The 13,266-nt window shown below is 63.0% G+C and carries 11 protein-coding genes; 4 read left to right on the top strand and 7 right to left on the bottom strand.

What is annotated here, in order from left to right; all coding sequences use genetic code 11:
• Window positions 1–48: 48 nt before the first annotated feature.
• From J1C56_RS10470 to J1C56_RS10460, 3 genes are read right to left on the bottom strand one after another with little or no spacing between them, the layout of a single operon-like run.
• Entirely contained in the window at window positions 49–2,622 is a 2,574-nt protein-coding gene (locus J1C56_RS10470) for a GcvT family protein (protein WP_214388732.1), read from the bottom strand.
• Between the two features lie 46 nt (window positions 2,623–2,668).
• Complete coding sequence (locus J1C56_RS10465; protein WP_214388730.1) at window positions 2,669–3,052, bottom strand: RidA family protein; 384 nt, start codon at window positions 3,050–3,052, stop codon at window positions 2,669–2,671.
• A gap of 11 nt (window positions 3,053–3,063) precedes the next feature.
• Window positions 3,064–4,641, bottom strand: a complete 1,578-nt coding sequence (locus J1C56_RS10460) for a trimethylamine methyltransferase family protein (RefSeq protein ID WP_214388729.1) — start codon at window positions 4,639–4,641, stop codon at window positions 3,064–3,066.
• A gap of 312 nt (window positions 4,642–4,953) precedes the next feature.
• On the opposite strand from J1C56_RS10460, the gene J1C56_RS10455 reads away from it, so the two are divergent.
• Entirely contained in the window at window positions 4,954–6,054 is a 1,101-nt protein-coding gene (locus J1C56_RS10455; RefSeq protein WP_246591302.1) for an MFS transporter, read from the top strand.
• A 57-nt stretch (window positions 6,055–6,111) separates the two neighbouring features.
• Here J1C56_RS10455 and J1C56_RS10450 read toward each other — a convergent pair whose 3' ends face one another.
• Window positions 6,112–6,489, bottom strand: a complete 378-nt coding sequence (locus tag J1C56_RS10450) for a COG4315 family predicted lipoprotein (protein ID WP_214388719.1) — start codon at window positions 6,487–6,489, stop codon at window positions 6,112–6,114.
• Between the two features lie 319 nt (window positions 6,490–6,808).
• Here J1C56_RS10450 and J1C56_RS10445 point away from each other — a divergent pair, with 319 nt between their 5' ends.
• Window positions 6,809–8,188, top strand: a complete 1,380-nt coding sequence (locus tag J1C56_RS10445) for an aspartate aminotransferase family protein (RefSeq protein ID WP_214388717.1) — start codon at window positions 6,809–6,811, stop codon at window positions 8,186–8,188.
• Between the two features lie 204 nt (window positions 8,189–8,392).
• Window positions 8,393–8,764, top strand: a complete 372-nt coding sequence (locus J1C56_RS10440; protein ID WP_214388715.1) for a hypothetical protein — start codon at window positions 8,393–8,395, stop codon at window positions 8,762–8,764.
• A 234-nt stretch (window positions 8,765–8,998) separates the two neighbouring features.
• Here the strand turns inward: J1C56_RS10440 and mmsB are convergent, their stop codons facing one another.
• Entirely contained in the window at window positions 8,999–9,883 is an 885-nt protein-coding gene (gene mmsB / locus J1C56_RS10435) for a 3-hydroxyisobutyrate dehydrogenase (RefSeq protein WP_214388713.1), read from the bottom strand.
• Window positions 9,884–9,995: 112 nt separating this feature from the next.
• Window positions 9,996–11,171 carry an isobutyryl-CoA dehydrogenase gene (locus J1C56_RS10430; RefSeq protein ID WP_214388711.1) on the bottom strand — a complete coding sequence of 392 codons (1,176 nt, stop codon included), beginning with the start codon at window positions 11,169–11,171 and terminating at the stop codon, window positions 9,996–9,998.
• Between the two features lie 182 nt (window positions 11,172–11,353).
• On the opposite strand from J1C56_RS10430, the gene J1C56_RS10425 reads away from it, so the two are divergent.
• Window positions 11,354–12,823, top strand: coding sequence for a cobyric acid synthase (locus tag J1C56_RS10425; protein ID WP_214388709.1), 1,470 nt, complete (start codon window positions 11,354–11,356; stop codon window positions 12,821–12,823).
• 5 nt (window positions 12,824–12,828) lie between these two features.
• On the opposite strand, the gene J1C56_RS10420 is transcribed toward J1C56_RS10425, so the two are convergent.
• On the bottom strand, window positions 12,829–13,248 hold the full coding sequence (locus tag J1C56_RS10420) for a VOC family protein (RefSeq protein ID WP_214388707.1): 420 nt from the start codon (window positions 13,246–13,248) through the stop codon (window positions 12,829–12,831).
• Window positions 13,249–13,266: the final 18 nt, after the last annotated feature.

Here is a 13,266-nt window from a genome sequence, read left to right as displayed (position 1 = left end):
CAGAGGGGGGCAACGTAGAGCATTTGCGTTCCCGATCCCTGCGTGAGGTTACCCCCGCATCTTGTCGCCTGACGGATCGAAAGGCGGCTCGACATTGATGCGGGCGGGGCGGCGGTGGCCGAGGATCTCGATCTCGAACAGGCCTTCCGCCTCGTTTTCAGCGAGCGCTGCCGGCACGTAACCCTGCGCCATCGATTTCTCGACATAGTGGGCATAGCCGCCCGACGTCACCCAGCCGACCACGCGCCAGTCGCCGTCGACGATGCCGCGCACGGCGGAGGCGCCAGTTGCGGCGTCCGAGCCGCGCACTTCCTTGCCGGTTTCGTCAAAGCGCGGCGCACCATAGCCATGCGGCTTTTCGATTGTGCCGAAATCCTTGGCGCCGATCTTGGCCCAGATCGGCTCGTCGCCCATCACGTCGGCGTCCTGCGCATCGACATAGAAGGAGACACGACGCAGCTTCGGCCCCTCGGCGTGCTCCTTGGCGGCTGCCTCGCGGCCGATGAAGTCGTTCTTCTCGAGCTTGATGAAGCGTTCCATCGATCCCTCGAACGGCCCATAGATCGGTCGCAACTCGCGGAACCAGGTCGGGAAGTTCTTTTCGAGGCGCATCGAAAGCAGCGCGCGCATGCCGAAATCGACGATGCCGAACTCCTCGCCGGCGTCCTTGATCGCCTTGTAGACGAGGCGCTGGTAGGTTGGCGCCATCCAGATCTCGTAGCCGAGGTCGCCGGTATAGGTGATGCGGTTGACCATGCATGGCGCGCCGCCGACGGCCATCTCGCGGAAGTCCATGAAGCGAAAGGCCTTGCTCGACACATCGACGTCGACAAGCTTGGCCAGCAGCGCCTGCGACTTCGGGCCAGCTATGGACAGGCCGACGAGCGTCTGGTCGAAGCGGTGGATGCGCACCGACCCGTCCTTGGGCAGGTGCTTTTCGAACCAGCGCATGTGGTATTTCTGCGCTGCCGACGAGCCCCAGATCATGAACTTGTCGTCGCCGGTCTTGGCAATCGTGAAGTCGCCGATCAGCCGGCCGAACTCGTTGAGCATCGGCGTCAGCACGATGCGGCCCTTCTTCGGCATGCGGTTGGTCATCAGCCGGTTGAGGAAATCCTCCGATGCCGGACCCGAGACCTCGTATTTGGCGAAGTTGGCGATCTCGGTCACGCCAACGCGCTCACGGGTGGCGCGAACCTCATTGCCGATATGCTCGAAATCGTTGGAGCGGTGGAAGGAGACGATGTCCTTCGGCTCAGTGCCTTGAGGTGCGAACCATAGCGGCGTTTCCAGGCCCCAGCTGTCGCCCATGACGGCGTTGTTGGCGACCATGGTGTCGTAGAGCGGCGTGGTCTGGGCCGGCCTGGCGGCGGGGAGCTCTTCATTGGGGAAACGGATCGAGAAGCGGCGCGAATAATTCTCGCGCACCTTGGCATTGGTGTAGCGCAGCGATGCCCATTCACCCCAGCGCGCGACATCCATGCCCCAGACGTCGAAGCCCGGGTCGCCATCGACCATCCAGTTGGACAGCGCAAGGCCGACACCGCCACCCTGGCTGAAGCCGGCCATGACGCCGCACGCGACCCAGAAATTGGTCAGGCCCTGGACCGGGCCGACCAGCGGATTACCGTCGGGCGCGAAGGTGAAGGGGCCGTTGATGACCTGCTTGATGCCAGCATTGGCAATGCCGGGGAAATGCTGGAAGCCGATCTCCAGCGAAGGGGCGATGCGGTCGAGGTCGGGGGCGAGCAGTTCGTGGCCGAAGTCCCATGGCGTGTTGACCGGCGACCACGGCTTGCAGGCCTTCTCATAGGTGCCGAGCAGGATGCCGTTGCGCTCCTGGCGTGTGTAAATCTCGCCCTTGAAGTCGAGAACGCCGATCATTTCGCGGCCGGTTTCCTTGTTGAAGGCCTCGACCTCGGGCATCGGCTCGGTGAGCAGATACATATGCTCCATGGCCAGCACCGGCAGCTCGACGCCGACCATGCGGCCGACCTCGCGCGCCCACAGGCCGCCGCAGTTGACGACGTGCTCGGCCCTGACGGTTCCCTGCTCGGTGACAACATTCCAGATGCCGTCAGGATCCTGCGTCAACTCCTTCACGGGGTTGCGCAGCACGATCTCGGCGCCGAGCTTCTTCGCCGCCTTGGCGTAGGCATGGGTCGTGCCCGACGGGTCGAGATGGCCTTCGACCGGGTCCCACATGGCGCCGACGAAATGCTTTTCGTCCATCAGCGGGAACATCTTCTTGGCTTCTGACGGCGTGATGAGTTCGGTGTCCATGCCGAGATAGCGGCCCTTGGCATGGGCGAGGCGCAGGAAGTCCATGCGCTCTGGGCTGTCAGCAAGCATGACGCCACCGGTCAGGTGCAGCGAGCAGGACTGGCCGGAGATCTCCTCTAGCTCCTTGTAGAGCTGGACGGTGTAGGCTTGCAGCTTGGCGACGTTCGGATCGCCGTTGAGCGTGTGGAAGCCGCCGGCGGCGTGCCATGACGAGCCGGAGGTCAGCTCCGAGCGTTCGATCAGCATGACGTCGGTCCAGCCGGCGCGGGCGAGGTGATAGAGCACCGAGCAGCCAACCACGCCACCACCGATGACAACTGCTTTCACATGGGATTTCATCAGGTTATGTCCAGTTGTGCGTAAAATGAATCTGGGAGTTGATGGCTCAGGCGGTCGCCACGCCTTCGATTTCCAGTAGCCAGGCTTCGTCGAAAATTCCGGCGATGATCACCGACATCGCGATCTTTCTGCCGCCGAGCACTTCCGCGCGGATGCGGCGGTTGTCGAGGGCATATGCGCGGCTGGAAAGGAAGATCGTGACCTTGACCAGATTGTCGAGGGTCATGCCGGCGGCATGCAGCTGTGCCTCGACATTGCGCCAGGCGAGCCAGCACTGGCTGTCGAAATCGTCGGGAACCGAACCATCCTTGGCGACCGGAATCTGGCCGCTGATGTAAAGCGTGCGCGAATTGTTCGTCACTTCGATCGCCTGAGCGTAACCGCCGGCGGGTAACGGAGCGTCTTGGGCGTTGATCTCTCGTCGTTGCATGGGAACCGTCCTCAGAAATCGGTCGGCGCGCCGCCTTCGGCCTTGCGCTTGTCGACGAAGGCGTTGAGTTCCTCGCGAATGGCCGGGTCCATCCACGGCTCCTCATAGGAGGCGAGGCGCTCCTTCCAGACGCGGTTTGCTTTTTCTACGGCTGTTGGGCTGCCGGCCTCGGCCCAGGTCTCGAAATTGCGCCAGTCGGAGATAACAGGCGAGTAAAACGCGTTCTTGTAGCGATCCTGGGTGTGCTGGGTGCCGAAGAAATGGCCGCCGGGGCCGACGTCGCGGATGGCGTCGATGGCGAGCGCCTCTTCCGACATGTCGAGCGGGGTCAGGAACTCGGCCACCATCTGCAAAAGGTCGATGTCGAGGATCATCTTCTCGTACGAGCAGCGCAAACCACCTTCGAGCCAGCCGGCACCGTGGAGAATGAAATTGGCGCCGCCCTGGATCGCGCCCCACAAGGAGAAGACGCTTTCATAGGCCGCCTGGGCGTCGACCGCGTTGGCGGCGCAGACATTGGAGGTGCGGTAGGGGATGTTGTAGCGGCGGGCGAGCTGGCCGCCGACAAGCTGGGCCTTCATATATTCAGGCGTGCCGAAGGCCGGGGCGCCCGATTTCATGTCGACGTTGGAGGTGAAGCCGCCATAACCGACAGGTGCTCCCTTGCGGACCATCTGGGTGAAGGCAAGACCCGACAGCGCTTCGGCATTCTGCTGCACCAGCGCGCCGGCAATGGTGACGGGGGCCATGGCACCCGACAGGGTGAAGGGGGTGACGATCACCACCTGGCCCATCGACGACATCTGAATGATGCCTTCCATCATCGGCACGTCGAGCTTGAGCGGCGAATTGGTGTTGATGATGGTATAGACCGAGGGTTCGGCGATCATCTGCTCGCGGGAAATGCCGCGGGCGATTCGGGCGATCTCGATGCCGTCGACATTGCGCTCCTTGCCGAGCGAATAGATGTGAAACACCTTGTCGGTCAGCGTCGCGAGGTCACGGATACATTCGAGGTGGCGCACCGAAGGGTGGATGTCCACCGGCTCGACCGGATAGCCGCCAGTTGTGTTCAGGATGTTGTGCATCTGGGCGAGCTTGAGGAAATTGCGGTAGTCGGCCTGGTTGCCCGGCCGCCGTCCCCGATCGAGATCGGAGCAGTTGGGTGCCGACGCCATCTGTGAGATGACGAGGTTGTTGCCACCGAAACGCACGTTGTGGTCCGGATTGCGGGCATGCAGCGTGAATTCGGCCGGTGCATGCGAGATCAATTCCAGGATCATGTCTGAATCGAAGCGTACGCGTTCCGAACCGTCACGCACGTCGGCGCCGTGCGCCTTCATGATGCGGCGCGCTTCGTCATGCAGCACGTCCACGCCGATCTCCTTCAGTACCCGCAGCGATGCAAGGTGGATCGATTCCAGCTGGTCGTCGGAGATCAGCTTGGTCGGTGTGAAAGGTATCTTGAGCTGGCGGAAGGGCGGTTGCTCAAATGCGGCTGACCCGCCGGCGCGCTTGCCGGCACGGCCGCCGCGGCGAGCGCGATCGGAGGCAGGGGCCTGTTCGGCTGTTTGCAGGGCCACGGTCATGGAATCCTCACGGCAAGCTTCAGTGTCGCGGGCATAATGGACCGGGGCGGTGCGGCTCATTGCGGAGGCGGCGACAAGTAGCGCGAGGGAAACGACATTGCAGTTAGGCCCGGGCAGTTAGGCCCGGGGCTGTGCAGTTAGGACTGGACCGACGTTCTCCGTCGTGGTGAGGCATCCGGCACGTGGCGCTTCGTCTGTAGGATCGCCGTCATTCGATTCTCGTGGTGACCAACTTTGATTTCTTCCGCTTCCGTAGCTGACGAGCCGCCGCTCAGATGGGCTCCTCTTGTCGGCGTTACCGCAGCACTTGCGATGTTTGGCGCAGCGCAGGGGCTGAGCTACCCGCTGTTCTCACTGCTGATGCAGAAGCAGGGCATGTCGCCGGCGATGATCGGCCTGTCGGCTGCGATGATGCCGCTGGGGCTGATCGCGTCAGCAGCCTTCGTGCCAGCGGCCGTGCGTCTCGTTGGGGCGCGAAACCTTGCGGTCGGCTGCTCGCTCGCTGCAGCAGCCTGTTTCCTGCTTATCGGCTACCTTCAGGACTGGTTTGCCTGGTTTGTCGTGCGCTTCATGATCGGCGTGGTCATCAACCCGCTCTACATCCTGGGCGAGGTGTGGGCGCTGTCGATGGCGCCGCCGTCGCGACGCGGCCGTGTCATGGGCGTGTTCAACACGCTGATGGGGGTGGGGTATGCCAGCGGGCCGCTGGTGCTGACCTTCGTCGGCACGGCAGGCTGGACGCCATTCGTCATCGCGATCGTCGGCTTCCTCGCCTGTGCCACCGTCCTGCGCATCTTGTCCGATCTGTCCGGCTTCGAGGATGACGGTCAGTCGAAGGGCGGCGTTCTGGGCTTTGCAGCACTTGCGCCGGCGCTGTTGTTTGCCGTTCTGGTGTCGGCAGCCAACCAGCAGAGCACCTATTCGCTGCTGCCGGTTTTCGGCGCGGGCCATGGCCTGCCTGAGGCGGTGCTGGCCGCAATGCTGACGGCACTGTCGATGGGCAACATCCTGCTGCAGATTCCGCTCGGCCTGATGGCGGAGCGCGTGGGTGGCCGCACCATGATCCTGTTTTGCGCAGCAGCAACCGCCACCTGCGCAGTGCTGTTGCCGATCCTGATCGAGACGTCGCTGATCTGGCCGGTCCTCGTCATAATGGGGGCGGTCGGCTACGGTGTCTACACCATGGCGCTGGTCGAGCTTGGCAATCGTTTCAACGGCAGTCTGCTCGTCGCCGGTAACGCAGCGTTCGCGTTGATGTGGGGCTTTGGCGGTATCGTCGGCCCGCCAAGTTCCGGCATGGTGATGCAGGCGTTCGGACCGATCGGGCTGCCAGCCGTGCTGGCGAGCCTCAACATCATGCTGCTCGCCTTTGCCCTCTATCGCGCGGCGTCACGGCGGCGGAGTACCAGCTAAAAATCGGGCGGAAGCTGCGCGACAGGCCCGGACGGAACTGTCGCGCAGGGGAAAAGGTCAGTCGGCCTTGGCTACGTGCCAGACGCCGCCCTTACCTTCGCCGGTCACGTCGCCGGCCTTCTTGTCCTCGACATATGTGTAAAGAGGCTTGCCCTCATAGGCCCACATCTTGGAGCCGTCATCGCGGGTGACTATGGTCCAGTCGCCTTCGTCCTTGGCATCTGCAGCAGCCATCAGAGGTGGCCACTTGGCTGCGCAGTCGCCGTTGCAGGCAGACTTGCCGGCCGCGTCCTTGTCAAATGTGTAGAGCGTCATGCCGTTAGCGTCGGTGTACATCTTGCCGCCGGCGCCTTCCATGACTTTGGCCGGTTCCGCGGCGAAGGAAAGGGCTGAGCTTGCGAGCAGGATGGCAAATGCGGACAGAATGGTTTTCATGATAATCGCTCCTGGGCTTGGCCAAGAAATTTCGGCCAGACATGCAGCCAACGCTTTCGGCGGCCCCTCTATTCCAGCGGCCTACCTTAAAGAGGAAATTTCGAGCGCTTGTGGATTGGCAAGACGCCAGGTTAGAGTGCGCCCCATGTGCGCATTTGTTGCTCATATCCCGCTACCAAGCGCCGTTTCGACGCCGTCCCCGCGGACGCGCCATACAGAGCTTCTGCGGCTGTGCGCGCGCATCGGCTATTCACCGCCCGCCTGACCTCGAATCCGCCCCGGCGCTTGCCGGATTGATTCAAGAGAAAGGCACAAGCCAATGACTTATCAGAACTATTCGCTGAAGCAGCTTCAGCAGATCGATGCCGCGCACCATCTCCACCCGTTCACCGATCACAAGGAACTGCGCGAAATCGGCTCGCGCATGATCACCCGAGCCGAGGGCCCGTTCATCTACGATTCGGAAGGCACGGAACTGCTCGACGGCATGGCTGGCCTGTGGTGCGTCAATGTCGGCTATGGCCGCGACGAGCTGGCCGAAGCGGCCTATGCCCAGATGAAGGAAATGCCCTACTACAACTCCTTCTTCAAATGCTCGACGCCGACGCCGGTGCTGCTGTCGAAGAAGCTTGCGGAACTGGCGCCGAAGAACATCAACCAGGTGTTTTATGGCTCCTCCGGCTCGGAATCCAACGACACGGCGCTGCGCCTGGTGCGCCACTACTGGGCGCTCGAGGGCAAGCCCGAGAAGAACCGCATCATCTCGCGCAAGATGGCCTATCACGGCTCGACCGTCGCCGGCACCTCGCTTGGCGGCATGGATGGCATGCACCACCAGCTCGGCGGCGCGGTGCCCAACATCGTCCATGTGATGATGCCCTACGCCTATGAACTGGCGCTGCCCGGCGAAAGCGATCACGATTTCGGCCTGCGCGCCGCCAAGGCCGTCGAGGACGCGATCCTCGAGGCGGGTGCCGAAAATGTCGCGGCCTTTATCGGCGAGCCGATCATGGGGGCGGGCGGCGTCAAGATTCCGCCGGCGAGCTACTGGCCGGAGATCCAGCGCATTTGCCGCAAGTATGACGTGCTGCTGATGCTCGACGAGGTCATCACCGGTTATGGCCGCACCGGCGAGTGGTTCGCGGCGCAGACTTTTGGCATCGAAGCCGACACGATCACCACCGCCAAGGCGTTGACATCGGGCTATCAGCCGCTGTCCGCTCTTCTGGTCGGCGACCGTATCGCTGCGACGCTCGTCGAAAAGGGCGGCGAATTCTACCACGGCTACACCTATTCCGGTCACCCGGTCGCCTGTGCCGTGGCGCTCAAGAACCTCGAGATCATTGAACGAGAGGGATTGGTTGAGCGGGTGAAGACCGACACCGGTCCGTATTTCGCCCAGATGCTGAAGGAACGCATTGCTGGCCATGGCCTGGTCGGCGAGGTGCGTTCGGTTGGCCTGATGGGCGCCATTGAGATCGTCAAGGACAAGGCGACCAAGGAGCGCTTCTCGCCGGGAGGCAGTGCCGCGGTTGTTGTGCGCGACCACGCCATCGCCAACGGCATGATGATGCGGGCGACGGGCGACTCGATGATCCTGTCGCCGCCGCTGATCTGGACGCGCGCCACGATCGACATGGCAGGCGACCGCATCCTGAAGGCGCTCGACCTTGCCGAAGCCGATCTGAGGAAAGCCTGATGCAAACCGCCGGGCAGGGCACTCCTGCCCGGCCAACGAGACGAATCGCCTTGTCAACGGCCTGCGCCCGCCGGTCGATGTGCAGTTCGAGCCGACAGGCTGAGACGTATCGGGTTGTTCATGACAGTGCGAAGGCATATATTGTGCACTGCACAATGAGCTCACCCGCATATGCGGGTAGGCCAAGTTGCCGGAGTGCGCCGCATGAAAAACAGACGATTGGCAAGGGCCTCGCGCCAATCCAGCGCCATTGCCGGCAATTTGATGCTGGCGCCGATGGTCATGGCGATGCGGTTGCCGATGATGGCGACCGAAGCGCGTAATGGCGGACCGTTGCGCGGCGAAAGCCTGGCGGCGGTGACCGAAAAGACCACTGCCATCGCCGAGGGCATGGTGGCGGCACAGATGTCATATTTCCAGTCGGCGATGCAGTTCTGGCCGGAAGTTCTGTCGGGGCGTACGCCTTCGGTGCTGAACGGCGTTGCCGCGCAGAAGTCGGTCGCGGCAGCAATGCGGCCGGCCAGCAAGCGCGTGCGAGCCAACTTTCGTCGGTTGGCGACCAAATCCGGGTCGTGAGGGGGATGTAACGCAAAAACCGCGTCCCGGACGGGAACGCGGCTTTGCCACTTGAACGCATGGCCCTTCGCAACGCTTGACCAGCGAAGGTTTACAGCTCCGGTACGCGAGACCTGATCCGGAGCCCGGGGCGACTGCGAATGACCGCCCTTGCAAACCGTTTTAGCTGGACATCGTTACCGCGCGGTTATCGAGAGCTTAAGCAAACCTAAATTTTGAACTTTTTTGGATTAATCAGGCTGTCTCGCCGCGCAGGAACTTGATGATTCCGGAGAAGTCCGTGCCGCCGTTGCCGAGGGCCGAATAGAGCGCATAGAGCTGGGTTGCCTCGGCGCCGAGCGGGGTAACCGCGCCTGCCTGCTGCGCCGCTTCCTGCGACAGCTTGAGGTCCTTCAGCATCAGGGCTGCGGCAAAGCCTGGCTGGTAGTCGCGGTTGGCCGGCGAATTGGGCACCGGGCCGGGTACCGGGCAATAGGACGTCAGCGACCAGCACTGGCCCGAAGAGGTCGAGGCGACGTCGAACAGGGCCTGGTGCGACAGGCCGAGCTTTTCGGCGAGCACGAAGGCTTCGGCAACGCCGATCATCGAAATGCCGAGGATCATGTTGTTGCAGATCTTGGCGGCCTGGCCGGCACCGGCGTCGCCGCAATGGACAATGCGGCCGGCCATCGGCTGCAACAAGGGCTCGGCCACATCGAAGGCTGCCTGCGCGCCACCGGCCATGAAGGTCAGCGTGCCTGCGGCGGCCCCACCGGTTCCACCCGACACAGGCGCGTCGACCGAAAGCAGACCGTGCTTGGCGGCGATGGCGTGGGCCTTTCGCGCCGAATCGACGTCGATGGTCGAGGAATCGATGAGCAGCGCGCCTTTCTTCAGCTTCGGCGCAATGTCTTCATAGACCGAAAGCACATGCTTGCCGGCGGGCAGCATGGTGATAACCACATCGGCGTCCTTTGCCGCGGCGGCCGCGTCGGCCATGACCGTGACGCCGTTGTTGCGCGCCGTCTCAAGATGCTCGGCCATGAGGTCGAAGCCGAGGACCGTGTGCCCGGCCTTGACGAGATTGGCGGCCATGGGATTGCCCATGTTGCCCAGGCCGATGAAGGCGATGGTGGTCATTGGGTGGTTTCCTCCGTGGGAAGGGGACAGGGCAGTAGGGGAGTAGGGCAAATAGGGTGAGTGAAGGATGCGGTTTACTGCCTCATTGCCTTACTCCCCTACTGCCCTCGACCTACTTTCCAATCAAATGCCTGGCGATGATGACGCGCATGATCTCGTTGGTGCCTTCGAGGATCTGGTGGACGCGCAGGTCACGCACCAGCTTCTCGATGCCGTAGTCGTGCAGATAGCCGTAGCCGCCGAGCAGTTGCAGGGCGTCGTTGGCGATGTCGAAGCCGGCGTCGGTGACGAAACGCTTGGCCATGGCCGACCATTTCGACGCGTCATGCGCCTTGCGGTCGAGCTTGGAAGCGGCGGCGTACAGGAACAGGCGCGCAGCCTGGAGCTCGGTTTCCATGTCGGCGAGGCGGAACTGCAGCGCCTGGAAGCGGTCGATGGTCTGGCCGAAGGCCTTGCGCTCGGCGGTGTAAGCGAGCGCCTTGTCCAGCGCCGACTGGGCGCCGCCGACGGAGCAGGCGGCGATGTTGAGCCGCCCGCCATCGAGACCGGCCATGGCGATGCCGAAACCCGCGCCTTCGTTGGAAAGCAGGTTTTCGGCCGGCACTTTGCAGTCGTCGAAGATGACCTGTCGGGTCGACTGCATGTGCCAGCCCATCTTGTGTTCATTGGCACCGAAGGACAGGCCGGGTGCATCCTTGGGGATGACCAGCGTCGAAATGCCCTTCGGACCGTCGGCGCCGGTGCGGACCATGGCGACATAGACGTCGCTGTCGCCGGCGCCTGAAATGAACTGCTTGGTGCCGTTGACGACGAAATCGCTGCCGTTGCCGCCGCTGCGCACTGCTTTCGTCTTGAGTGCTGCGGCGTCCGAACCCGAGCCCGGCTCGGTCAAGCAATAGCTGGCGAGCCATTCCATCGACGTCAGCTTGGGCAGCAAACGCTGGCGTTGCTCCTCGTTGCCGAACCGGTCGATCATCGACGAGGCCATATTGTGGATCGAGATGAACGACGAGAAGCCCGGGCAGGCATGCGCGAGCTGCTCAAAAACCAGCACTGCGTCGAGGCGGGAGAGGGCGGATCCGCCGACATCTTCCTTGACATACAGGCCGCCGAAGCCGAGCTGGCCGGTCTCGCGGATGACGTCTTCGGGAAAGTGCTTGGCCTTGTCCCATTCAAGCGCAAAGGGCGCCACCTTCTCGGCGGCGAAACTGCCCGCCATTTCGCGGATGGCCAGCTGATCTTCGTTGAGCTCGAATTGACCGGCAGTCGCATCTATTGCGGCGTCCATGTCGGCCTCCCTGTCGTTTTTTGGCTATGCGCGAAGTTCAATCTAGACCAATGATGCCGCCGCGCAACCCGACGAATGCCGCGAAGCGGCTGTGCAGTATTTCGATAGCGAGGGTACTTGTGGCGACATTTTTGAGAGGCGCATCCGTCACTTTCAGCCTCCTGTCCAAGGGAGCCTGAACCATGGCCAAAGCGATCATGCTCCAGGGCACGGGCTCAGATGTCGGCAAGACGGTGCTTGTGGCCGGGCTGTGCCGGGCGGCACGCAATCGCGGGATGGAAGTACGGCCATTCAAGCCGCAGAACATGTCCAACAACGCCGCTGTGGCCGACATTCCCGGCGAAGCGGGCGGCGGCGAGATCGGCCGCGCGCAATGGCTGCAGGCGATAGCCTGCGGGGTCAAGCCGTCGATCCACATGAACCCGGTGCTGCTCAAGCCGCAGAGCGACATCGGCAGCCAGGTCGTGGTGCAGGGCAAGGTCTTCGGCCACGCCAAGGCCCGCGACTATCAGGAACTGAAGCCCAAACTGATGGGGGCGGTGCTCGATTCCTGGGAAAAGCTGGGCGAGGGCGCCGAGCTGATCATCGTCGAAGGTGCTGGCTCGCCGGCCGAGATCAACCTGCGCCCGCGCGACATCGCCAATATGGGCTTCGCCACCCGAGCCGACGTGCCGGTGATCCTTGTCGGCGACATCGATCGCGGCGGGGTCATCGCCTCGGTTGCCGGCACGCACCTGATCCTGCCGGAAGAGGATCGGCGCATGATCGTCGGCTATCTCATCAACAAGTTCCGCGGCGATGCCAGCCTGTTCGACGAGGGCATTACCGCGATCGAGCGTTTCACCGGCTGGCACTGCTTTGGCGTCGTGCCTTGGCTCAAGGCGGCGGCACTCCTGCCGTCCGAGGATTCGGTGATTCTCGAACGGCTGGCAGGTGGTGAGAAGCGGGCGCTCAAGGTCGCGGTGCCGATGCTCGGCCGCATCGCCAATTTCGACGATCTCGATCCGCTGCGCGCCGAGCCGCAGGTCGAGGTGGTGTTCGTGCCGCCCGGCCAGCGGCTGCCCGAAGATGCCGGTCTGGTGGTCATCCCCGGGTCTAAATCGACTATCGGCGACCTGATGCTGTTCCGTGAAAATGGCTGGCACCGCGATCTCGAGGCACACCGCCGGCGCGGCGGCCATGTCGTCGGCATCTGCGGCGGCTACCAGATGCTGGGGCGCGTGGTGCATGACCCTCATGGAATTGAAGGCAGTATCATGGAAGCCGAAGGCCTTGGCCTGCTCGACGTCGAGACGGTGATGGAGCCGGAAAAGACCGTGCGCAATGTCGAGGCGCGCTCTGTGCGCTACGGCGAGGCACTGTCAGGCTATGAAATTCATCTCGGCAAGACGACGGGTGCCGACTGCACCCGCCCAACTGCCGTCATCAACGGTGTCGACGACGGCGCGACTTCGGCCGACGGCAAGGTTTTCGGCACCTATCTGCATGGCCTGTTCGGCGCCGACGGCTTTCGTGGGCGTTTCCTCGAAAGCCTTGGCATCAGGGGCGGCGGCATCGACTATCGCGCCGAAGTCGAACGGGCCCTTGATGAAATCGCCGACCATCTCGAACGTCATCTCGACTGCGACGCGATCTTTGCGGCGGCGCGCTGAGCCTGTCAGGCGGCGTGCTCGCCGGGCTTTGGCCAATAGGTGCCGACACTCCAGACATTGCCCTCGGGGTCGCGGCAGATGAATTCGCGGCTGCCGTAGTCTCGATCGGTGAGTTCCTGGACGATGACTGCACCTGCAGCTTTGGCGCTGATATAGGCCGCGTCGGCGTCGTCGACCGCGATGTAGAGTGACTTGCCGCCGTTCTGGCCGGGTTGGCCGACGATGGCACCGTAGGCATCGGCGCGCGATGACCCGATCATGATCATCGAGGATCCCAGGGCCAGTTCGGCATGGCCGACTTCGGAGCCGTCCATGTATTTGGCGCGGATGGTGAAGCCGAATGCTTCGCCAAGCCAGTCGATCATGCTGGCGGCGTTGTTGTAGCGCAGTGTCGGGAATATGCGTGGAGCTTCTGATATGGGCATCTCGCGCCTCCTTGTGGC

This window comes from Aminobacter anthyllidis (genome assembly GCF_018555685.1).
GTDB lineage: Bacteria > Pseudomonadota > Alphaproteobacteria > Rhizobiales > Rhizobiaceae > Aminobacter > Aminobacter anthyllidis.
This window is presented reverse-complemented; position numbering and strand designations above follow the sequence as displayed.